We start from the raw sequence: 22719 nt of genomic DNA, 5'->3' as shown, positions 1-22719 counted from the left end.
CGTCCCTCTCAGCAGGGGCGTGCCGCCAGGGCGTCGACGACGCGGGCGACGCCGGCGGTGACGTCGGTCGCCGTGGTGTCGAGGACGACGTCCGGCGCCATCGCCGACCGCTCCTGCGGCCAGCGGTCGTAGACGCCCCGCAGGAAGGCGAGGTCCTTCGACACCCCCCGCGTCGGGTCCTCCTGCGCGCGGGCGTGCGCGGTGGCCAGGTCCGTGGTCACGGCCACGGTGAGCACCGCGGCGCCGGGCGGCGCGACGCGCACGAGGCGCGCGACCTCGGCCCCGGTGCCGGAGCCCTCCGCGACGACGCAGGTGAGGTCGGTGCGCGCCCAGAGCCGCACGACCTCCTCGAAGACCGCGTGCGCCTCGGCCCAGCCGGGGAGGGTCGGCACCGCCATCGCGGCGATCGCGTCGAGCTCGACGACGGCGACCCGCTCGCCGCGCCGACGGAGCTCGGCCCCCAGCGCGGACGCCAGCGCGCTCTTCCCCGAGGCCTGCGGGCCCGCGACGACGACGAGGCAGGGCACGGCAGCCACCCTCCGCCCGCCGGCCGGGTGCTCGGCGGGACGAGCGGGGCCGCCCGTCGTCACCGGTGCAGCGCCGGCAGCACCTCGCGGCCGAAGACCTCGACCCACTCCCGCTGGTTCCGGCCCACGTTGTGCAGGTAGACCCGGTCGAAGCCGAGGTCGACGTGCCGCTGGATGGCGGCGCGGTGCACGTCGGGGTCGCTCGAGATGACCATCCGGCCCTCGAAGTCCTCCTCGCGCACCATCTGCGCCATCGCCGCGAAGTCGTGCGGGGAGCGGATGTCGGCCTTGGGGAACTTCATCCCCCCGTTGGGCCACTCGACGAGCGCGTTGCGGAGGGCCTCCTCGTCCGTCGGGGCCCAGGACAGGTGCAGCTGCAGCACCTTCGGCATCGTCGAGGGGTCCTTGCCGGCCTCGCGGGCGCCGGCGTCGAAGCGCTCGAAGAGGCCGGAGATCTTCTCGAGCGGGGCGCCGACGGTGATGAGGCCGTCCGCCGACCGCCCGGCGCGCTTCGCGTTGAGCGGCCCGGCGGTGGCGACGAGCACCTCGGGCGGCTGCTCGGGCATCGTCCACAGCCGCGTCGTCTCGTGCCGGTACCAGGTGCCCTGGAACTTGCTGTCCTTCCCGGCGAGCGAGGCGTCGAAGAGCTTCTTCATCAGTTCCACGGCCTCGAACATGCGCGCCGAGCGCTCGCCGCCCTCGGGCCAGTACGGCGCGACGACGTGCTCGTTGAGCGCCTCGCCCGCACCGACGCCGAGCCAGTGGCGCCCGGGGTACATCGCCGCGAGCGTCGCCGAGGCCTGCGCGACGACGGCGGGGTGCCACCGCCAGCCCGGGGCGACGACGCCGGAGCCGAAGTCGCCGCGGGTGCGCTCGCCGACGGCCGTGAGCACGGGCCAGATCGAGGCGGCCTGGCCCTGCTGCGGCACCCAGGGGGCGAAGTGGTCGCCCGCCATGCAGCCCGAGAAGCCGTGCTGCTCGGCGAGGGCCGTCAGCTCGACCGCCTCGGTGGGGGTGAACTGCTCGAGCATCGCGGCGTAGCCGACCGTCAGCGAGGGCGACGCCGTCCCCGAGGACGACGACGGCGCGGGACCGGCGCCCGGGGCGGGCTCGGCGGGGGCACCGGCGGGGGAGGGGGTCGCGGCCTCGCTCATGCCGGCGACGCTACCGGCGCGGGCCCGGTCGGTCGCCGGCGCGCGGCTCGAGGTCGGCGTCGACGAGCTGCTCGGTGAGCGCCCACAGCCGTGCCGCGGCGGCGCGGTCGCGGACGTCGGCGGTCGTGCGCACCCGTCGCGGCGGGCCGGCCAGCTCCAGCGGTCCGCCAGGGCCGAGGTAGCCGAAGCCGTCCTCGTCCTGAGGGAGCGCTCCGGGGGCCAGGACGGCTGCGACGGCGGGGCGGGCGCCGCCGTCCTTGCCCTGCAGCAGCACCCCGGCGGCGCTCGCGGCCGCGCGGCGGGCGCGGGAGGGCCGCGCCGGCCGGCCGCCGTCGGCCTGCGGGTCCTCGGCGTCGAGGAGGTCGACGGCGTAGCCCGGGTGGAACGCGAGGCTGTGGACGGGCAGGCCCGCCGCCCGCAGGCGCCGGTCGAGCTCGGCGGCGTGCAGCAGCACGGCGAGCTTGGAGCGGCTGTACGCCCGGAAAGAGCTCCAGGAGGAGGCGAAGCCGTCGGCCGACTGCCAGCCCCGCTCGTCGGCGGGCGGGTGCACGAAGCGGTGGGCGATGCTGCCGGCGGCGACGACGCGCGCCCCGCCCGAGCGCTCGCCCGCGGCGGCGAGGGCCGGCACCAGCTCGGCGGTGAGCAGGGCGTGGCCGAGGTGGTTCGTCGTGAGCATGAGCTCGTGCCCCTGGGCGCTCGTGCGCCGCTCCGGCGTTCCGGTGACCCCGGCGTTGGCGAGGAGGGCGTCGAGCGGGCCGCGGGCGACCACGTCGGCGGCGGCGGCCCGCACCGACCGCAGGTCGGCGAGGTCGAGCGCGACCACCGCGACGTCGGCTCCCGGAACGCGCGCCCGCAGCGCCGCGGCCGCGCGCTCGCCGCGGACGGCGTCGCGCGACCCCAGGAGCACGCGGGCGCCGAGCGCGGCGAGCCGGCGCGCGGCGTGCCACCCGATGCCCGAGCTCGCGCCGGTGACGAGGACGGTGCGGCCGGCTCCTGCGCCGGGGGCGCCGTCGATCGGGGCGCCGGGGGCGCCGTCGGGCAGGGCGCTCACGTGACGGTGGGGCGCACGGCGTGCGCGGGGTCGCGGTGCTCGCCGGCGTCGAGGACGGCGCGCAGGTCGACGACGGCCGTCGCCAGGTCCGCGTGCGTCGTGCTGGGGGCGGCGACGCCGAGGCGGACGAGGTCGGGGGCGCGGAAGTCGCCGACGACGCCGCGGGCGGCGAGGGCGCGCACGACGCCCCAGGCGTCGGGGGAGCGGACGGCGACGTGGCCGCCGAGGCGGCTCGGGTCGCGGGGCCCGGCGAGCGGCAGCTCGGGCACGAGCGCCTCGAGCGCCTCGGCGAGGAAGCCGACGAGCGAGGTCGAGCGAGCCCTCAGCTGGGCGGGCGTGACGTCGTCGAGGACGTCGAGCGCCGCGTCCAGGGCCAGCAGCGAGATCATCGGCGGCGTGCCGATGCGCATCCGGCGCACGTCGTCGGCGGGGGCGTAGCGGCCGTCCATGGCGAAGGGGTCGGCGTGCCCGTGCCAGCCGGTGAGCGGCGGGTCGACGAGCGCCTGGTGCCGCCGGGCGACGTAGACCCACGCCGGTGCGCCCGGCCCGCCGCTCAGGTGCTTGTAGGAGCAGCCGACGGCCAGGTCGGCGCCCGCCGCGTCGAGGTCGACGTCCGTGGCGCCGACCGAGTGCGCGAGGTCCCACAGGGCGAGGGCGCCGGCGCGGTGGGCGGCCGCGGTGAGGGCGGCGACGTCGCAGCGCTCCCCGGTGCGGTAGTCGACCTCCGAGAGCGCGACGAGGGCCACCTCGTCGCCCCGCGCCGCGAGGAGCGCCGGGACGTCGGCGGGTCGGGCCGGCGCGACCTCGAGGTCGCACAGCCGCGCGGCCGAGGAGAGCAGGTGCAGGTCGGTGGGGAAGGCGTCGGGGTCGGCGACGACGACGCGGCGGCCCGGGCGCAGCCGGGCGGCGGCGACGTAGCACTGGAAGAGGTGCACCGAGGTGGAGTCTCCGACGACCACCTGGCCGGGCGCGGCGCCCACGAGCCGGCCGACGCGGTCGCCGACGCGCTGGGGCGCCTCCCACCAGCCCTCGCTGTTCCAGGCGGCCACGAGCTCGGCGCCCCACTGGCGGCGCACCACGTCGGCGACGGCGTCGGGCACGTGCCGCGGCAGCGGGCCCAGGGAGTTGCCGTCGAGGTAGACGAGGCCCTCGGGTCGCACGAAGCGCTCGACGAGGTGGGCCAGGGGCTCGACCGCGTCGAGCTCGGCGGCGCGCAGGTGGAGGCCGTCGGCGTCGACGTGCCGGCCGGGCGACGGCGCCGCCGTCGTCCGGACCTCGGGAGGGGAGGTCGAGGGGGCGTCGTCCAGCACGGCGCCGACTGTGCCACGGGGCGGCGCCGCGGGCCGGACGGCCACCGGCGGGCCTGCCTAGGGTGGCGCGGTGCTCATCCGACGGCGGCGCGGCGAGGGCCGGCGATGAGCCGGGACGCGACGGGCGGCCGGGACGTGACGGGCCGGGACATGACGGGCCGGGCGGCGCCGGGGGTGCCGGGCGAGGCGCCCGCGCCGGCGACCGAGCTCGACGACCACGCAGCGGTCGGCAGCGACGGCGAGGGCGGTGAGGCCGCCCGCGCTCCCACGGGCCGGCGCGCGCGTCCGGGGTGGCGCGGCGCCCTGGCCCTCCTCGTCGCCGCGGTGCTCGGCGCCGGTGCGGCGCTGCTCGCCGTGCGCGCGCAGGAGGCCGCCGACGTCCGTCTCCTGCTCGTCTCGGCGTTCCCCGACCTCGACGGGACGGGCGACGACGGGCTGGCGCTGGACCTGCGGGTCGTCGGCCTGGGGGCGCAGGACGCCGTCGTCCTCGGGGGTGGGACCGGCCCGCCGGGAGAGGGCGTCGCGGGGTCGGTCGAGGTGGGCGGGACCGCGCGGGTCCCGTCGGACCGGGCGGGCGAGGCGCTCGTCGTGCCCGCCGGCGGCGTGGGGGCCTTCGTCCTGCGGCTCGAGGCCTCCTGCGAGGCGCCGCCCGACTGGCGGCCGTGGCTGCGGGTGCGCACCGACGGCGGCGGCGCGCGGGTCGTCGCGCTGCAGTCGCCCGAGGGGGCGGAGGGCCCCGCACAGGACGTCCTGACGAGCGCGTGCGAGCTCCGGGCGAGGACGGCGCTGGCGCCCGTGCGGGTCGTCGGCCACGGCCTCGAGGAGGACGGCCGGGCCGTCGGGATCGCGCTCGAGAACACCTCGGACGTGGCCTACCGCCTGCGGGTGCTCGGGGGCGGGGGCATCTCCGGTGTCGCGCTCGCCGACGGCGAGGTCGAGCTCCGCCCGGGCGTGACGACCAGCGTCGTCCTCGCCGTCGACCCTCCCCGGTGCGCCGGGGCGCTGCGGGTGGGGGACCTGACGAGCGACGCCGGCCTCCTCGCGCAGCGGACCGGCGGGGACGACGCCGACGGCCCGCCCCTCGTGCCGGTCGACCTCGGCGGCGCCGCGACCGAGGTCGCCCTCGCCGTCGGGCGGGCGTGCGCGCCGCCGCTCGACCCGTCGCGCGCCGCGCGGACCTCCTCCTGAGCCGGCGGCCCGGTGCCGCCCCTCGCCCGTCCGCCCCCGAGATCGTCCTCGCCGTCCGGTGCGCGACCTGTGCCGTGTCCGCACCTTGTGCATCGTTCGTCCGGGCTCCTAGCGTGCGACCGGTGGCGGGCGACGGCGCTCGCCCTGACGACGGAGCTGTCGATGCCCCCCACCCTCCCCGGCGGTCCCCCCACCGCACCCCTCCCCGGCCGGTCCCGACGGCGCGCGCTGCGCCGCGCCGTCGCCCCGGCGGCGGCGGCCTCGCTCGCGCTCACCGGCTTCGGCGCCGCGGGCGCGGCGGCGGCCCCCGCGCCCGAGCGCGACCTCGCGCTCACCGCCCTCGTGACGGCGTCCGCGTCGCAGGACGACGCCGACGGCACCTTCCCCGTCGAGGCCCTCACGGACGGCGACCCGGGCACCCGCTGGGCCAGCGGCAACGGCCCCGACGCCGACGTCGTCTTCGAGGCGGAGGTGACGGCCGACCTCGGCGTGCCCGCCGACGTCCGCGCCGTCGAGGTCGACTGGGAGGCGGCGTACCCCACGCGCTACGCGGTGCAGGTCTCCGACGCCGCGCCCGGCGACGACGCGGCCACCTGGGAGACCGTCGAGGTCGTCGAGGACGGCGACGGCGGCGAGGACGTCCTCGACCTCGGTGCCGCCGGCGACGACGTCCGGGCCGTGCGCCTGCAGATGCTCGAGCGGCGCTCGCAGTGGGACTGGGACCCGAGCGTGCCGCACCGCTACGGCTACTCCGCCTTCGCCCTGCGCGTGCTCGGCACGACGGACGTGTCCGCCGCCGCCTTCCCGGCCGCGACGACCGAGGCCGAGCCCGGCACGACCGCGACGGTGCCCGTGCGCCTCGGCCAGCCCGCCGACCGCGACGCGACCGTCCGCGTGACGTCGGCCGGCGGCGACGCCGTCGTCGGCGAGGACGTCGCCGCCGTGGACGCGCAGGTCGCCTTCCTCGCCGGCGAGACGGAGGCCTCGGTCGAGGTGCCCGTCCTCGAGGGCGCCACGCCGGGGCGCACGGCCGAGCTCGTGCTCTCCGACCCGACCGACGCCATCGCCCTGGGCGCCCGCACGACGACGTCGCTCGTCGTCGCCGCCGTGGAGGCGCCGCCGGCCCCGCCCGCGCCCGTCTCCGAGGGCGACGTCACGGTGCTCGACGCCTTCGACGCCGAGCCGCTGCCCGTCTTCGCCTGGGGCTCAGGGTCGACGACGACGCCGCAGCTGTCCCTCGTGCCCGCCGAGCGGGAGGGGACGGAGGGCAGCGCGCTGCGCGCCCAGGTCGCCGAGATGCCGGACGGCGGCTGGGGCGGCTTCACCCACGACTACGGCACCGCCCAGGACTGGTCCGCCGCCGACGGCTTCGGCTTCTGGTTCCTCGGCCGCGGCACCGGCCGCACGCTCGCCTACGAGCTGAAGAGCGGCGGCACGAACGCCGACTCGGCGACGAAGTTCGAGGTGCAGCTCGCCGACGACGCCGAGGGCTGGCGCCGCGTGGCCGTCCGCTTCTCGGACCTGCGCGAGAAGGGCGCGCCGGACTCGGACGCGCGCTTCGACCCGAGCACCGTCTTCGGCTACGCCGTCACGCTCTCGGCGCTCGGGGCGGGCGACTGGCGCTTCGACGACGTCGGCGTCCTCACCCAGCGCCTCGTCGTCGACGACTTCGAGGGCGACCTCCCGCTCGCCGCGCCCGGCGCCACGACCGGGATCTTCGGCTGGGGCGCCTCGGACGACGCCGTGCCGAGCATCGGCCAGGAGCAGCTCGACCGCCCCGGGGGGCCCGAGGAGAACCACGTGCTGGCGGGGGAGTACTCCATCCCGTCCGGCCAGTACGGCGGCCTGTCCCACAACCTCGCCGAGACGCAGGACTGGAGCTCCTACGGCGCCTTCGAGATGTGGTGGTACGCGAGCCAGGACAGCAACCCGGCCTCGCCGACCGCGGGGAACGAGATCGTCGTCGAGCTCAAGGACGGCGGCACCGACGGGGAGCACTCCGAGCTGTGGCGCGCGAGCTTCCTCGACCGGTGGGGGAGCGCGGAGAGCCGCTGGAAGCACGTCGTCATCCCCTTCGAGGACTTCGCGCTCTCCGGCTACCAGCCCGGTGACGCGGCGACCCGCAACGGGACGCTCGACCTCGACCGCGCCTGGGGCTACGCCGTCACCTTCACGCCGGGGACGCCCGAGCCGGTGCGCTACCGCTTCGACGACGTCGCCGTGAGCGGCTCCCCGGCCCCCGTCGTCACGACCTCGGTCGAGGCGGCCCAGGACGTCGTCCTCGTCGCGCCGGGGGAGACCGCGACGGCGGGCCTGCGGCTGGACCTGTCGGGCGACGAGCCGCTGGCCGAGGACCTCGTCCTCGACTGGGCCGTCACCGACCCGGAGGACCCGGGGACGGGCGCCGTCGTCGGCGAGCACGTGGCCGCGGCGAGCGGCCAGGTCGTCCTCCCGGCCGGCTCGGTGGACGGGGACGTCGCGACGTTCGAGGTCCCGACCCTGCGCGGCGAGGCCGACGAGGACCACGCCCGCACCGTCGCCCTCGAGGTCACGGCCCCCAGCGGGGTGCAGGTCTCCTCGGTGCCGCGCGTCGTCCTCGACGCCTACGGCTTCCCCTACCTCGACGCCACGCGGCCGACGGACGAGCGGGTCGCCGACCTGCTCGGCCGGATGACGCTGGCGGAGAAGGTCGGCCAGATGGCCCAGGCCGAGCGCCTCGGCCTGTCCTCGCCGCAGCAGATCGCCGAGCTGGGCCTGGGCTCGGTGCTCTCCGGCGGCGGGTCGGTGCCGGAGGACAACACGCCCGCCGGCTGGGCCGACATGGTCGACGGCTTCCAGCGCGAGGCGCTGTCCACGCGGCTGCAGGTGCCCCTCGTCTACGGCGTCGACGCCGTGCACGGCCACAACAACGTGGTCGGCGCGACCCTCTTCCCGCACGACATCGGCATGGGCGCCGCGCGCGACCCCGAGCTGGTGCGCGCCGAGGGGCGGGTGACGGCCGCGGAGGTGCGCGCCACCGGCATCCCGTGGACCTTCGCGCCGTGCCTGTGCGTGACGCGCGACGAGCGGTGGGGCCGCTCCTACGAGTCCTTCTCCGAGGACCCGGCGCTCGTCGAGGCCTACGCGGCCCCGGCGGTGCAGGGCCTGCAGGGCGACGACCCGAGCGACATCACGGCGTCCGACGAGGTGCTCGCCACGGCCAAGCACTGGGTCGGCGACGGCGGCACCGACTACGACCCGGCGCTCGCCGGGTCCGGCTACCCGATCGACCAGGGCATCACCCGGGTGAAGAGCCTCGAGGAGCTGCGGCGCCTGCACGTCGACCCGTACGTGCCGGCGATCGCGGCGGGCGTCGGGACGATCATGCCGTCGTACTCGGCCGTCCAGGTCGGCGACGGCCCGGTCGTGCGGATGACGGAGAACGAGGACCTCAACGTCGGCCTGCTGAAGGGCGAGCTGGGCTTCGACGGCTTCCTCATCAGCGACTGGGAGGCCGTCGACAAGCTGCCCGGCGGCACCTACGCCGAGAAGGTCGAGCGGTCGCTGACGGCGGGCATGGACATGGTCATGGCGCCGTACAACTTCGGCGCCTTCATCGCCGCGGCGACCGACGGCGTCGAGGCCGGGCGCCTGCCGGTCTCGCGGGTGGACGACGCGGTGACGCGCATCCTCACCGAGAAGATGGACGCCGGGCTCTTCGAGCAGCCCTTCGCGGACCGCAGCGGCGTCGACGAGGTCGGCTCGCCCGAGCACCGCGCCGTCGCCCGCGAGGCCGCCGCGGCCTCGCAGGTGCTCCTCGCCAACGGCCCGGTCGGCGAGCCCGTCCTCCCGCTGGCGAAGGAGGGCCGGATCTACGTCGCCGGCTCGAGCGCCGACGACCTCGGCCGCCAGCTCGGCGGCTGGTCCATCTCCTGGCAGGGCGGCTCGGGCGCGACGACCGAGGGCACGACGATCGCCGACGGCATCGCCGAGGTGGCGCCGGACGCGGACGTCGTCGTGAGCCCCGACGCCTCGGCGGACATGACGGGCGCCGACGTCGGCGTCGTCGTGGTCGGCGAGCGCCCGTACGCGGAGGGGCAGGGCGACGTCGGCAACAACGGCTTCACCCTGCAGCTCACGGACGCCGACCGCGCCGTCGTCGACCGGGTGTGCTCCGCGGTGGAGGACTGCGTCGTCCTGCTCGCCACCGGGCGCCCGCTCGTGCTCGGCGACGTGCTCGACTCCGCCGACGCCGTCGTGGCCACGTGGCTGCCCGGCACGGAGGGCGCCGGCGTCGCCGACGTCCTCTTCGGCGACCGGCCGTTCTCGGGCCGCCTGCCCGTGACCTGGCCGGCGTCGGCCGACCAGGTGCCGGTCAACCAGGGCGACGACGTCTACGACCCCGCCTTCCCCTACGGCTGGGGCCTGTCGACGACGGCGCCGCGCGCCGAGCTCGAGGCGGTCGCGGCCGACCTCGGGCCGGGGGCCGTGGCCTCCCGGGTCCGCTCGGCCCTGCGGGCGCCGGTGTGGACGGCCGACGGCGACGTCCGCGACTCCTCCGCGGCCCGCGCGACCGCCGGGCAGCGCCTGCTCGCCGTCGTCGAGCAGACGCAGCGGGGCCGCGGGAAGGACGCCGACGTCGTCCCCGCCGTGGTCGAGGTGCTGCGCGACGTCGCCCAGGCCGACGTCGTCGCGGGCGACGCGGCGCCGGGCGCGGCGGCCCTCGTCGCGGACGCCGAGCACGCGCTCGTCAGCGGCGACGCGGTGACCGCGGCGCGGCTCATGGCGGAGGTGGTCGCCGAGCGCTGAGCCCGCCACCGCAGCGACGGGCCCGCCGCCCCCATCTGGGGCGCCGGGCCCGTCCTCGTCGCGGGCCCGTCGTGCTGGTGAGGTCGCTGAGGAGCTCGCGCTGGGACGGTCGTGGAGGGACCAGGCGGCGTAGCGTGGTCGCCGTGGACGACGAGGTCCCGCAGCAGCACCGGCGCGCGCCTTGAGCCGCGACGGCCTCGGCCGCGCTCCCGCGACGCCGGCCCGCGACGGGACGCCGGCCGGCCCGCCCGACGACGCGAGGCCCGACGCCGGGGAGCCCGACGACGTGACGACGCCGCCCGCTGCGAGCGCCGAGCGTCCTGGTCACGTCCCCTCGGCCGCGCACGCCGTCGCCGCGCTCCTCCTCCTCGCCGGGATCGGCGCGGCGGGCGCCGGCCTCTCGCCACGGTCCGGGCCCCCGGCCCCCGCCGCGGACGAGCCCGGAGCCGTGCGCCTCGTCGTCGTCGAGGCGCGCCCCGACCCCGACGCGGACCCGCGCGCCGACGTGCTGGCCGTCCGCCTGGCCGTCGAGGGGCGCGGAGGCGTCGACGTCGTCGTCCTGGGTGGCGGGTCCGGGGAGCCGGGACGCCGCGTCCCCGGCCGGGTCGCCCTCACCGGCGCCGGCTGGCTCGCCTCCCGCGCCGACGCGCCCGTCGTCGTCCGCGCCGGCGGGACGACCGAGGTCGTGCTCACCGTCGACGTCGGCTGCGAGCCCGCGCCCGCCCTCGCGCCGTGGCTGCTCGTGCGGCCGCCCGCGGGGGCGCTGGAGCTGGTGGAGCTCGAGGCCGCCGACCCGGGTGCGCGGGGCGCTCTCGAGGACGCCTGCGCCGCGCGGGAGGTCGAGCGCGCCCGGCTCGCGTCGCCCCTGGCCCCGGGGCCGGCGCCCGGCACCCCCTCCGGGGGCGGGTCGGGGGTGGCCGGCGGCGTCCGCGCCGCCCCGTAGGGTCGACCGCCGTGAGCGCTGCCCCCGTCATCGGCGTCCTCGGGCTGCAGGGCGACAGCCGCGAGCACCTGGCCGCGCTGCGGGCCGCCGGGGCCGAGGCGGTCGTCGTCCGGCGCCCGGAGGAGCTGGCCGCCGTCCACGGGCTCGTGCTGCCGGGCGGGGAGTCCACCGTCATCGACAAGCTGCTGCGCGTCTTCGAGCTGCGGGAGCCGCTCGTGCGCCGGATCCGCGAGGGCCTGCCCGTCTACGGCTCGTGCGCCGGGATGATCCTGCTGGCCGACCGCCTCCTCGACGGCACGCGCGACCAGCAGACGCTCGGCGGGCTCGACGTCACCGTCCGCCGCAACGCCTTCGGCCGCCAGGTCGACAGCTTCGAGACCGACCTCGAGATCACGGGCGTCAGCGACCGGGCGTGGCCCGACCCCGACGGCGCCGCGGCCGTGGCGCCCGGTCCCGTCCACGCCGTCTTCATCCGGGCGCCGTGGGTGGAGGAGGCGGGGCCCGGCGTCGAGGCGCTCGGCGTCGTCCCCGCCGGGCCCGCCGCCGGTACCATCGTCGCGGTGCGAGCGGGGAACCTGCTCGCGACGTCGTTCCACCCGGAGATCACCGGGGACACCCGGGTGCACCGGCTCTTCGCCGAGATCGTCCGCGCGGCCTGACCCGACGAGCCCGTCGGGCCGGGCCCGCAGCGCACGTCCCGGCGGGGGGCCGGGGCCCGCACGCGCAGGAGGTCGATCCGCCATGTCCGGCCACTCCAAGTGGGCAACAACCAAGCACAAGAAGGCCGTCGTCGACGCCAAGCGGAGCAAGCTCTTCGCGAAGCTCATCAAGAACGTCGAGGTCGCGGCCCGCACCGGCGGCGGGGACCCGACGGGCAACCCCACCCTCTTCGACGCCATCCAGAAGGCGAAGAAGAGCTCGGTCCCCAACGACAACATCGACCGCGCCGTCAAGCGCGGCTCGGGCGCCGAGGGCGGCGGGGCCGACTACCAGACGATCATGTACGAGGGGTACGGCCCCAACGGCGTGGCCGTGCTCGTCGAGTGCCTCACGGACAACCGCAACCGGGCGGCGTCCGACGTCCGCGTGGCCTTCACGCGCAACGGCGGCACGATGGCCGACCCGGGCAGCGTCTCCTACCTCTTCACCCGCAAGGGCGTCGTCACGGTGCCGGCCGAGGGCCTCGGCGAGGACGACGTCCTCACGGCCGTGCTCGACGCGGGCGCCGAGGAGGTCAACGCGGCCGGCGACGTCTACGAGGTCATCAGCGAGGCCACCGACCTCGTCGCGGTGCGCACCGCCCTGCAGGACGCGGGCATCGACTACGACTCCGCCGAGGCGCAGTTCGTGCCCTCGATGCAGGTCGAGCTCGACGCCGAGGGCGCCGAGAAGGTGCTCCGCCTCATCGACGCGCTCGAGGACAGCGACGACGTGCAGAACGTCTACGCCAACTTCGACGCCAGCGACGAGGTGCTCGCGCAGGTCGGCTGACCCGGGCGCCGCGGCCGGCCGTCCCGGCGCGTCGCGCGGCGCCGCGGCGTCCCGCGGCTGCGACCGTGGGCCGGTGCGCGTGCTGGCGGTCGACCCGGGGCTCACCCGCTGCGGCGTCGGCGTCGTCGACGGGCTGCCGGGCCGGCGCGCGCGCCTCGTCGAGGTCGCGGTGGTCCGCACCCCCGTGGACGCGCCGTTGGCCGAGCGGCTGCTCGCGGTGTCGGAGGCGCTCGAGCTCGCCGTCGCCCGCCACCGCCCGGACGCCGTCGCCGTCGAGCGCGTCTTCAGCCGCCACGACGTCAGCACGGTCATGGGCACGGCGCAGGCGTCCGGCGTCGCGCTGCTGGCGGCGGCGCGGGCCGGCGTCCCGGTGGGGCTGCACACGCCGAGCGAGGTCAAGGCCGCCGTCACCGGCTCGGGGCGGGCCGGCAAGGCCCAGGTCACGGCGATGGTGACCCGCATCCTCGGCCTCGACGAGGCGCCGCGGCCCGCCGACGCCGCCGACGCGCTCGCGCTCGCGCTGTGCCACCTGTGGCGCGGGGCGCCCGCCGGGGGAGGGGCCGCGAGCTCCGGAGCCGCCGGCGGTGGCGGCGCTGGTGGAGGGCGGGCGACGGCGGCGCAGGCCGCGTGGGCGGAGGCCGACCGCGCGGCGCGGGCCGTGCGGCCCGGGGCGTGGGGAGCCGCCGCGGGTAAGGCCCCCGGGGGCACGGCGCGCCGCGGTGGACGGGTGCGCCCGGGCGCCGCGCCGGGGCGCTAGCGTCGGCGTCGAACACCTGTCCGGTCCGCCCGTCCCGTGCCGACGGCGCGCCGCAGCGAGGAGCACACCGTGATCGCCAGCGTCCGCGGCCCCGTCGCGTCCGTCCGCCTCGACGCTGCGGTCGTCGTCACCGGGGGCGTCGGCCTCCTCGTCCACGCCACGCCGGCCGTCCTCGCGACGCTGCGGGTCGGTGCCGAGGCGGAGCTCGCCACGAGCATGGTCGTGCGCGAGGACTCGCTCACCCTCTACGGCTTCGCCGACGACGACGAGCGCGCCGTCTTCGAGATGCTCCAGACCGTCAGCGGGGTGGGACCGCGGCTCGCGCTCGCGATGCTCGCCGTCCACGCGCCCGACGGCTTGCGGGCCGCCGTGGCCGCCGAGGACCTCACGGCGCTGTGCCGGGTGCCGGGCATCGGGCGCAAGGGCGCGCAGCGGCTCGTGCTCGAGCTCGGCGACCGGCTCGGTCCCGCGCGCGAGGGCGGTGCCGGCGCCGGTCCGGCCCCCGCCCCGGCGCCCGCGGCCGCGCCGGCCGCCGACGGGGGAGGCCCGGTCGTCGAGGCGCTCGTGGGTCTGGGCTGGACGGCGCGGGCGGCCGCGGAGGCGGTCGCGGCGGTCGCCCCGGACGAGGGCCAGGAGGACGACCGCGACGTCGCCGCCGTCCTGCGGGACGCCCTGCGCCACCTCGGGCGGGGCCGGTGAGCGCCGGCCCCGGCCGCCACGGCGACGGCTCCTCCGAGGTCGGCCTCGCCCGCGGACCGTCCGCCGCGGAGGAGGCCGAGCTCGCGGAGCGCGCGGCGCGCGGCGGCCGCCTCGTCGAGCCGGCCGAGGACCTCGACGACCGCGCCGCCGAGGCGGCCCTGCGCCCCGGCTCCCTCGACGACTTCGTCGGGCAGCGGGCCGTGCGCGAGCAGCTGTCCCTCGTCCTCGAGGCGGCGCGCCGCCGCGGCCGGGCGCCCGACCACGTCCTGCTCTCCGGCCCGCCCGGGCTCGGCAAGACGACGCTCGCCATGATCGTCGCCGCCGAGCTCGGCCAGTCGCTGCGCATCAGCAGCGGCCCCGCCATCCAGCACGCCGGTGACCTGGCCGCCGTCCTGTCCTCCCTCGAGGAGGGCGAGGTGCTCTTCGTCGACGAGGTGCACCGGATGGCGCGCCCGGCCGAGGAGATGCTCTACGTGGCGATGGAGGACTTCCGGGTCGACGTCGTCGTCGGCAAGGGCGCGGGCGCCACGGCCATCCCGCTGCACCTGCCGCCGTTCACGCTCGTCGGCGCCACCACCCGTTCCGGGCTCCTGCCCGCGCCCCTGCGCGACCGCTTCGGCTTCACCGGCCACCTGGACTTCTACGCGCCCGACGAGCTCGAGCAGGTGCTGCGCCGCTCCGCGCAGCTCCTCGGCGTCGAGCTCACCGCCGCGGGGGGCGCCGAGATCGCCCGGCGCTCCCGGGGCACGCCCCGCATCGCGAACCGCCTCCTGCGGCGGGTGCGCGACTGGTCGCAGGTGCGGGGGACGGGCGTCGTCGACGCCGACGCCGCCCGCGCCGCGCTGCGCGTCTACGAGGTCGACGAGCTCGGCCTGGACCGCCTCGACCGCTCGGTCCTCGACGCGCTGTGCCGCCGCTTCGGCGGGGGACCGGTGGGGCTCTCGACCCTCGCCGTCGCGGTCGGCGAGGAGCCCGACACCGTCGAGACGGTGGCCGAGCCCTTCCTCGTGCGCGAGGGACTGCTCGGCCGGACCCCGCGGGGGCGCGTCGCGACCGCGGACGGCTGGGCCCACCTGGGGCTGCGCCCGCCGCCGGGTGCGCCGCTGCAGGCGACGCTCCCCCTGGGGGGCGACGGGGACGGCGACAGCCAGGACCGGGACGACGACGGTGACCACGACCGGGCGGCGCCGCCGTCCTGAGGGCCCGACCGGGCGCGTCGCCGCGCGCGGCACGGCGCGCGGCACCGCCGTCGAGGGCGCCGGGACCGGTGTCGTGCTCCCGTAGAGTGACCAGCCGCACGACCGAGTGATCGCGCGACCGACCCTGACGCCGACTGCGAAGGCTGGCCCCGCCCCGCCATGGATCCCTTCTCCCTCGTCCTCCTGCTCCTGCTCGTCCCCCTCGTGCTCCTCAGCGTCCGGGGCAGCCGGCAGCGCAAGGCCGTGGCGCAGATGCAGAGCGAGCTGGCCGTCGGCACGGAGGTCATGACGGCGTCCGGCCAGTTCGGCACGGTCACCGGCGTCCGCGACGACCGCGTCGAGATCGAGGTCGCCCCGGGCGTGCGCACGTGGTGGCTGCGGCAGGCCATCGCCCGTCGGGTCGACCCCGCGGCCCCCGTCGTCGACGAGGACGACGACGTCGTCGAGGACCAGCGGGTCGCCGACGACGACGTCGTCGAGGACGACGACCCGCGCGACGACCCGTCGGACGGCTCGCGCCGCCCCGCCTGACCCGCCCCGGGGACCGCCGCGACGGCGCCGCGTCCCGGAGCCCCTGACCGCTCGGAGGACGACGCAGCCGTGGCAGCCACGACCCGCACCCGCTCGATCCGCACGCTCGGCGCCCTCGGCGTCGTCCTGGCGCTGCTCTACGGCGGCATCGCCGCCGCCGCGCAGTGGTCCACCGCCTCGTGGACGCCGGGCCTCGGCCTCGACCTCGCGGGCGGGACGCGGGTCATCCTCACGCCCGTGGCCCAGCCGGGCCAGAGCGGCGAGGTGACCGAGGACACCATCGACGACGCCATCGAGATCATCCGCCAGCGCGTCGACGGCAGCGGCATCGGCGAGGCGAACGTCAGCGCCCAGGGCAGCCAGAACATCCTCGTCGAGCTGCCGGGCGACCCGCAGACGCAGCAGGCGACGCTCGAGCTCATCCGCCAGTCGGCGCGCATGACCTTCCGTCCCGTCCTGGCCGTCGCGGGGCCCACGCCCATCGACGCCACCGCGCAGCCCGGCGAGGGCACGCCGACCGACGCACCGACGGCGGGCGCCACGGCTCCGTCGACGGAGGCGCCCGCCACGGACGCGCCGTCGACCCAGGCGCCCGCCACGGAGGCGCCCACCACGGCGGAGCCGACGCCCGGGTCCACGCAGGGCAGCGTCATCCCGCCCGCGCTGCGCACCGCACCCACCACGGAGGCCCCCGCGACGGAGGCCCCCGCGACGGAGGCCCCCGCGACGGAGGCGCCCGCCACGGAGGCGCCGGCCACGGAGGCACCGGGGGAGCAGCCCACCGACGCGCCCGCGGCGGAGCCCACGAGCGCCAGCGACCTGGCGTGGATCACCCCCGACCTGGCGGCCGAGTTCGCGGCGCTGGACTGCACCGACCCGGCCAACCGCACCGGCGGCACGGAGTCCGACGACGCCCTGCCCCTCGCGACGTGCGACCAGACCGGCTCGGCCAAGTACCTCCTCGGGCCGGTCGAGCTCACGGGCTCCGACCTCACCGGCGCGGCCTCGCAGCCGGCGACGAACGACCAGGGCTTCTCCACCGGCGGCTGGGTCGTCACGATGGACTTCACCCGCGCGGGCGGCGACGCCTTCGCGGACATCACCTCGCGGATCTCGCAGCTGCCGTCGCCGCAGAACCAGTTCGGCATCGTCCTCGACGGCCTCGTCATCTCGGCGCCGAGCGTCAACGGTCCCATCCCCGGCGGCCAGGCCCGCATCGACGACGGCGGCTCGGGCACCTTCACGCAGGAGTCCACGCAGACGCTGGCCAACCAGCTGCGCTTCGGCTCCCTGCCCGTCTCCTTCGAGGTGCAGACGCAGGAGCAGATCTCCGCGACGCTCGGCACCGAGCAGCTGCAGCGCGGCGTCCTCGCCGGGCTCATCGGCCTCGGGCTCGTCGTCGTCTACTCGCTGCTGCAGTACCGGCTCCTCGGCCTCGTCACCGTCGCGAGCCTCGCGGTGGCCGGGCTGCTGGCCTACGGCGCCATCACGCTGCTGAGCTGGACGTCGGGCTACCGGCTGAGCCTGCCCGGCGTCGCCGGCCTCATCATCGCGATCGGCGTCACGGCCGACTCCTTCATCGTCTACTTCGAGCGCGTGCGCGACGAGGTCCGCGAGGGCCGCTCCGTCGCCGCGGCGGTGCAGACGGGCTGGGCGCGCGCACGGCGCACGATCATCATCAGCGACGTCGTGCAGCTGCTCGCCGCGGTGGTCCTCTACGTCCTCGCGGTCGGCGGCGTGCAGGGCTTCGCCTTCACCCTCGGGCTGACGACGCTCATCGACCTGCTCGTCGTCGTCATGCTCACGCACCCGCTCGTCACGCTGCTCGCCCGCACGCGCTTCTTCGCGAGCGGCCACCGGCTGTCCGGCTTCGACGCGGAGCACCTCGGGCGCACCGTCTACGCCGGGAGGGGCCGCGTGGCCCAGCCCGCCAGCGGGCGCGACCTCGCGGCCGGCGCCGACGACCGTCCGCCCGCGGACGACGACGGCGGCGGCGAGGGGGAGCGGCGCCGCCGCGACCGCACCCCGGGCGACCTCGACCCGGCCGCCGCGGCCCAGCCGCGCCGGATGACCATCGCCGAGCGCCGCGCCGCCGAGGCGCGCGAGCGGCGGGAGCAGGAGGAGGGCGTCCCCGACGGCGGCAGCTCCGACGGCAGCAGAGACAGCGCCGGGGGCGGCGACCCCGCCCACCACGGCGCCGGCCGCACGACCCCGACGGAGGACTGACCCGTGCCCAGCTTCGCCGCCTTCGGCAACGATCTCTACACGGGTCGTCGGTCCTTCGACTTCGTCGAGCGCCGGCGCCGGCTGCTCGCCATCACGGGCGTCGTCGTCCTGCTGGCCGTCCTCGTGCTCGTCGTGCGCGGGTTCAACCCCGGCATCGAGTTCACCGGGGGCTCGGAGTACCGCGTGTCCCAGGTCGCGGACACCTCGGAGGACCCCGCGGTCGAGGCGGTCGCCTCGGTGCTGCCCGACGCCCAGCCCCCGTCGGTGTCGGTGGTCGGCGGCGACTCCGTTCGCATCCAGACCGAGGCCGTCCCCGAGGACCGGACGACGGAGGTCGCGGACGCCCTCGCGGCGGCGTACGACGTCGACCCGGGGCAGGTGACGTCGAGCTACGTCGGTCCGGTGTGGGGGGCGGACATCACCCGTCAGGCCCTCATCGGCATCGGGATCTTCCTCGTGCTCGTCACCGGTGTCATCGCCGTGTACTTCCGCGACCTCGCCATGGCGGCGGCCGCCCTCGTCGCCCTGGTCCACGACCTGGTCGTGACGGCGGGCGTCTACGCCCTCGTCGGCTTCGAGGTGACGCCGGCCTCCGTCATCGGCTTCCTCACCATCCTCGGCTTCTCGCTCTACGACACCGTCGTCGTCTTCGACAAGGTGCGCGAGCAGACCGCGGGGGTGCTGCAGGGGTCCTCGCGGACCTACCTCGAGCAGATCAACCTCGCCGTCAACCAGACGGTGGTGCGGTCCATCAACACCTCCGTCGTGGCGGCCCTGCCGATCGCCTCGATCCTCTTCATCGGCGCCCTGCTCCTCGGGGCCGGCACCCTGCGCGACGTGTCCCTGGCCCTCTTCGTGGGCACGCTCGCGGGCACCTACTCCTCCATCTTCGTGGCGCCGGCGGTCCTCGCCGAGATCAAGGGCCGCGACGACCGGGTGCGGGCGCACACCGAGCAGGTGCGCGCCTCCCGCCGCGAGGAGGCCCGCCTCGCCGCGGAGGGCCCGGCGGCCCCGGCCCTCGCCACGGCCGGCGGCGCCGCCGACGAGGGGCCGCGGGGCCAGCGCCCGCAGCCGCGGCGAGGGCGCCGGCGTGGCTGACCCCGCCCGCGCGGGCGCTGCGACGGCAGAGGGCCTCGCCGACCGTCTGCTGCCCCTCCTGCGGGAGGTGCCCGACCACCCCCGGCCCGGGGTCGTCTTCCGCGACATCACGCCGCTGCTGGCGGACGCGGCGGCGCTGGCCGACGCCGTGCTGGGCCTCGCCGACCTGCTCCCCGACGACGTCGACGCCCTCGCCGGCGTGGAGGCCCGGGGCTTCGTCCTCGGGGCGGCCGTCGCCGTCGCGGCGGGCGCCGGCTTCGTGCCCGTGCGCAAGGCGGGCCGGCTCCCGCGCGAGGTGCTCGCCGAGACCTACGACCTCGAGTACGGCTCGGCGACGGTCGAGCTCCACGCCGACGCGGTCCCCCCGGGGGCGCGCGTCGTCGTCGTCGACGACGTGCTCGCCACGGGCGGCACCGCCGCGGCCGCGTGCCGCCTCGTCGAGCGGGCCGGCGGCGAGGTCGCCGGCGTGCTCGTGCTCGCCGAGATCGAGGCCCTCGGCGGCCGTGCCGCCCTGCCGGGCCGGCGCGTGGCCGCGCTGCTGCGGCTCTGAACCGGCTCCGCGCCACCGCGACGCCGGACCCGAGGGCCCCTCGAGCGGGGCGCGGCCGCGGGACGGGGGCACGGACGTAGGCTGGTGGCCTGCGACGACGCGCCGCCGGGACCGCCCGGGGCGCCTGGGAGGTGCCGGTGTCCGACGAGGTCGCCCAGAGGGGTCCCGCGCCGCAGGAGACCGGCGCCGGCGCGCCCGCCCCCACGACGACGGGCGCGTTCGCTCCCGTCCCCGCGTCGCCGGACCCGACCAGCGAGCCCGCCCGCGCCGACGAGCCCGGCGGCAGCGGCTTCCGCGCCCGGCTCGCGCGCCTCGGCTCGCGGCCGTCGACGACGTCCCCCGTCCTCGAGCCCCTCCTGCGCAGCCTGCGGAGCAACCACCCCAAGGCCGACACGGCCGTGGTGGAGCGGGCGTACGTCGTCGCGGAGAAGGCCCACCGCGGGCAGCGGCGCAAGAGCGGCGACGCCTACATCACCCACCCCGTCGCGGTGACGACGATCCTCGCGGACCTCGGCATGACGGCGCCGACGCTGGCGGCCGCGCTGCTGCACGACACCGTCGAGGACACCGCGTACTCCCTCGCCCAGCTGCGGGAGGAGTTCGGCGACGAGGTGGCCATGCTCGTCGACGGCGTCACGAAGCTCGACAAGGTCCAGTACGGCGACGCGGCGCAGGCCGAGACCGTCCGCAAGATGGTCGTGGCGATGGCCCGCGACATCCGCGTCCTCGTCATCAAGCTCGCCGACCGGCTCCACAACGCCCGCACGTGGAAGTACGTCTCCGCGGCGTCCGCCGAGCGCAAGGCCCGCGAGACCCTCGAGATCTACGCGCCGCTCGCCCACCGGCTGGGCATGAACACCATCAAGTGGGAGCTCGAGGACCTCTCCTTCGCGACGCTCTACCCGGGCGTCTACGAGGAGATCGTCCGGCTCGTCGCCGAGCAGGCCCCCGCCCGCGAGGAGTACCTCGCCGTCGTCCGCGACCAGGTCGCGGCCGACCTGCGGCAGGCCAAGGTCCGCGCCACCGTCACGGGCCGGCCCAAGCACTACTACTCCGTGTACCAGAAGATGATCGTGCGCGGCCGCGAGTTCGCCGACATCTACGACCTCGTCGGGGTGCGGGTCCTCGTCGACACGGTCCGGGACTGCTACGCCGTCCTCGGTGCGCTCCACGCGCGCTGGACGCCGGTCCCGGGCCGCTTCAAGGACTACATCGCGATGCCCAAGTTCAACATGTACCAGTCGCTGCACACGACGGTCATCGGGCCCGAGGGCAAGCCCGTCGAGATCCAGATCCGCACGCACCTCATGCACCGCCGGGCCGAGCTCGGCGTCGCGGCGCACTGGAAGTACAAGGACGCCGGCGGCCGCGGGACGACGGACCCGGCCGACCGCGGGGCCCCGGGCAGCCACGGCACGGGCGGCAGCGACATGGCCTGGCTGCGCCAGCTGCTCGACTGGCAGCGCGAGACGTCCGACCCCGGCGAGTTCCTCGAGTCCCTGCGCTTCGAGATCAACGCGGCCGAGGTCTACGTCTTCACCCCCAAGGGCGACGCCGTGGCGCTGCCCGCCGGGTCGACGCCGGTCGACTTCGCCTACGCCGTCCACACCGACGTCGGGCACCGCACGATGGGCGCCCGCGTCAACGGCCGCCTCGTGCCGCTGGAGTCGACCCTCGACAACGGCGACGTCGTCGAGGTCTTCACGTCCAAGGTCGAGGGCGCGGGCCCCAGCCGGGACTGGATGACCTTCGTCAAGAGCCCCCGCGCGCGCAGCAAGATCAAGCAGTGGTTCTCCAAGGAGCGCCGCGAGGAGGCCATCGAGCAGGGCAAGGACGCCATCGCCAAGGCGATGCGCAAGGAGCACCTGCCCATCCAGCGCCTCATGTCCCACGACTCCCTCGCCGGGGTCGCGCGCGACCTGCACCACGCCGACGTCTCGGCCCTGTACGCCGCCGTGGGGGAGGGGCACGTCTCCGCCGCGTCGGTCGTGCAGAAGCTCGTCACCGCGCTGGGCGGCGAGAGCGGCGCCGAGGAGGACCTCGCCGAGGCGGTCCTGCCGCCCCCGCGGACGGCGACGCGACGGCGCTCCGGGGACCCGGGCGTCGTCGTCAAGGGCGTCGACGACGTGTGGGTGAAGGTCGCCCGCTGCTGCACTCCGGTGCCGCGCGACCCGGTCATCGGCTTCGTGACGCGCGGCAACGGCGTGTCCGTGCACCGCCGCGACTGCGGCAACGTCAGCGGTCTCATGGGCCAGCCCGAGCGCATCGTCGAGGTGGAGTGGTCGGTCGGCGCCGACAGCGTCTTCCTCGTGCAGATCTCCGTCGAGGCCCTCGACCGCGCGCGACTCCTCTCCGACATCACGCGGGTCCTGTCGGACAACCACGTCAACATCCTCTCGGCGTCGGTGACGACATCGCGGGACCGCGTGGCCATCTCCAAGTTCACCTTCGAGATGGGCGACCCTAGCCACCTCGACCACGTGCTCGCCGCGGTGCGGCGCGTCGACGGCGTCTTCGACGTCTACCGCTCGACGGGGCGCCGCGAGGAGGCCGGCCACAGCACGCCCTGACGGGGCCCCCCGTCCGGCCGGGCCGGGCGCGCGCCCGCCCCCGCCGCGCGGCGCAGGCGGGCCAGGGCCGCGGCGTCCCGGACGTCGTCGCCCGCGTCCTCGCGCGCCCGGCCGGGGTCGCTCACGCGCAGGGGACCGACCTGCGCGCTGCGCCCCCACGGGTCGGCGACCCGGCGCAGCCGCAGCGGCGCCGGCACGGGGCGGGAGCCCGTGCCCAGCGGCACGAGGAGGTCGACGCGCGCGGGCGGGCCGCCGCTCCCGTGGACCCAGGCGGCCGCCGTCAGGCCCACGACCCCGCGGTCGAGCAGCGCCCGCGCGACGACGGGCGAGCCGGGGCCGGCGGCCCGCTCTACCGCCGCCGCCAGCGCGCCGGCGCGGACCACCGCGTCGCCCGCCAGGTCCGCGGCGACCCAGACCTGCGGCACCAGCTCGACGAGCAGGCCCTCGGCCGCCATCGCCCGCAGGACGGCCGCGGGCACCACGCCCGGCGTCCATACGCCGTCGGGGACGGGCGCACGGCGGAGCCCGGGACCGGTGGTCGGGCCGGCGGGGGCGGCGTCCGTCGTCACCCCGGCATCGTGGCGCGGGCCGGTCGAGGGCGCCGAGCCCCGGGGGCCCGCCTGTGGACGGGCGCCCG

Annotated in this window: 18 protein-coding genes; 13 read left to right on the top strand and 5 right to left on the bottom strand. The window is 77.3% G+C overall.

Annotated elements, in window-relative coordinates; translation table 11 throughout:
* Window positions 1–8: 8 nt before the first annotated feature.
* The 4 genes from WDV85_RS13575 to WDV85_RS13560 are packed head-to-tail and all read right to left on the bottom strand — an operon-like array spanning window position 9 to window position 3949.
* Window positions 9–527, bottom strand: coding sequence for an AAA family ATPase (locus WDV85_RS13575; RefSeq protein WP_339571134.1), 519 nt, complete (start codon window positions 525–527; stop codon window positions 9–11).
* Between the two features lie 59 nt (window positions 528–586).
* Window positions 587–1681, bottom strand: a complete 1095-nt coding sequence (locus WDV85_RS13570) for a TIGR03557 family F420-dependent LLM class oxidoreductase (protein WP_339571133.1) — start codon at window positions 1679–1681, stop codon at window positions 587–589.
* Window positions 1682–1691: 10 nt separating this feature from the next.
* Window positions 1692–2732 (bottom strand): SDR family NAD(P)-dependent oxidoreductase, encoded by a 1041-nt coding sequence (locus WDV85_RS13565; RefSeq protein ID WP_339571132.1) that lies wholly within the window; start codon window positions 2730–2732, stop codon window positions 1692–1694.
* Window positions 2729–3949 (bottom strand): kynureninase, encoded by a 1221-nt coding sequence (locus WDV85_RS13560; protein WP_445263334.1) that lies wholly within the window; start codon window positions 3947–3949, stop codon window positions 2729–2731. The genes WDV85_RS13565 and WDV85_RS13560 overlap by 4 nt, the downstream gene beginning before the upstream one ends.
* Before the next feature lie 198 nt (window positions 3950–4147).
* Between WDV85_RS13560 and WDV85_RS13555 the strand changes: the two genes are divergently transcribed.
* The 13 genes from WDV85_RS13555 (at window position 4148) to WDV85_RS13495 (ending at window position 22082) form a co-directional block, all read left to right on the top strand.
* The gene (locus tag WDV85_RS13555) at window positions 4148–5230 is read left to right on the top strand and encodes a hypothetical protein (RefSeq protein ID WP_339571130.1); all 1083 of its coding nucleotides are present in this window, start codon (window positions 4148–4150) and stop codon (window positions 5228–5230) included.
* 162 nt (window positions 5231–5392) lie between these two features.
* Entirely contained in the window at window positions 5393–10018 is a 4626-nt protein-coding gene (locus WDV85_RS13550; protein ID WP_339571129.1) for a glycoside hydrolase family 3 N-terminal domain-containing protein, read from the top strand.
* 181 nt (window positions 10019–10199) lie between these two features.
* Window positions 10200–10961 (top strand): hypothetical protein, encoded by a 762-nt coding sequence (locus WDV85_RS13545; RefSeq protein WP_339571128.1) that lies wholly within the window; start codon window positions 10200–10202, stop codon window positions 10959–10961.
* 11 nt (window positions 10962–10972) lie between these two features.
* Window positions 10973–11620 (top strand): pyridoxal 5'-phosphate synthase glutaminase subunit PdxT, encoded by a 648-nt coding sequence (gene pdxT / locus WDV85_RS13540; RefSeq protein WP_339571127.1) that lies wholly within the window; start codon window positions 10973–10975, stop codon window positions 11618–11620.
* 82 nt (window positions 11621–11702) lie between these two features.
* Complete coding sequence (locus WDV85_RS13535) at window positions 11703–12452, top strand: YebC/PmpR family DNA-binding transcriptional regulator (protein ID WP_171204229.1); 750 nt, start codon at window positions 11703–11705, stop codon at window positions 12450–12452.
* 73 nt (window positions 12453–12525) lie between these two features.
* On the top strand, window positions 12526–13209 hold the full coding sequence (gene ruvC, locus WDV85_RS13530) for a crossover junction endodeoxyribonuclease RuvC (RefSeq protein WP_339571126.1): 684 nt from the start codon (window positions 12526–12528) through the stop codon (window positions 13207–13209).
* Window positions 13210–13278: 69 nt separating this feature from the next.
* On the top strand, window positions 13279–13908 hold the full coding sequence (gene ruvA / locus WDV85_RS13525) for a Holliday junction branch migration protein RuvA (RefSeq protein ID WP_339571125.1): 630 nt from the start codon (window positions 13279–13281) through the stop codon (window positions 13906–13908).
* A 158-nt stretch (window positions 13909–14066) separates the two neighbouring features.
* On the top strand, window positions 14067–15107 hold the full coding sequence (ruvB, locus tag WDV85_RS13520) for a Holliday junction branch migration DNA helicase RuvB (RefSeq protein ID WP_445263333.1): 1041 nt from the start codon (window positions 14067–14069) through the stop codon (window positions 15105–15107).
* A gap of 159 nt (window positions 15108–15266) precedes the next feature.
* A complete protein-coding gene (gene yajC / locus WDV85_RS13515) occupies window positions 15267–15638 on the top strand; it encodes a preprotein translocase subunit YajC (RefSeq protein WP_339571123.1) in 372 nt (123 codons plus the stop codon).
* 69 nt (window positions 15639–15707) lie between these two features.
* Complete coding sequence (gene secD / locus WDV85_RS13510; RefSeq protein ID WP_339571122.1) at window positions 15708–17864, top strand: protein translocase subunit SecD; 2157 nt, start codon at window positions 15708–15710, stop codon at window positions 17862–17864.
* Between the two features lie 3 nt (window positions 17865–17867).
* The gene (gene secF, locus WDV85_RS13505) at window positions 17868–18962 is read left to right on the top strand and encodes a protein translocase subunit SecF (RefSeq protein ID WP_339571121.1); all 1095 of its coding nucleotides are present in this window, start codon (window positions 17868–17870) and stop codon (window positions 18960–18962) included.
* A 46-nt stretch (window positions 18963–19008) separates the two neighbouring features.
* Complete coding sequence (locus WDV85_RS13500; RefSeq protein ID WP_445263332.1) at window positions 19009–19512, top strand: adenine phosphoribosyltransferase; 504 nt, start codon at window positions 19009–19011, stop codon at window positions 19510–19512.
* Window positions 19513–19649: 137 nt separating this feature from the next.
* Window positions 19650–22082, top strand: coding sequence for a RelA/SpoT family protein (locus tag WDV85_RS13495; protein WP_339571119.1), 2433 nt, complete (start codon window positions 19650–19652; stop codon window positions 22080–22082).
* Here WDV85_RS13495 and WDV85_RS13490 read toward each other — a convergent pair.
* The gene (locus WDV85_RS13490) at window positions 22034–22651 is read right to left on the bottom strand and encodes a hypothetical protein (RefSeq protein WP_339571118.1); all 618 of its coding nucleotides are present in this window, start codon (window positions 22649–22651) and stop codon (window positions 22034–22036) included. The two genes, WDV85_RS13495 and WDV85_RS13490, sit on opposite strands and share 49 nt — an antisense overlap.
* Window positions 22652–22719 lie beyond the last annotated feature (68 nt).

The sequence above is a fragment of the Pseudokineococcus sp. 5B2Z-1 genome (assembly GCF_037482305.1).
Taxonomy (GTDB): domain Bacteria; phylum Actinomycetota; class Actinomycetes; order Actinomycetales; family Quadrisphaeraceae; genus Pseudokineococcus.
Note: the sequence above shows the minus strand (reverse complement) of the source record. Positions and strands in the feature narration are given on the sequence as shown.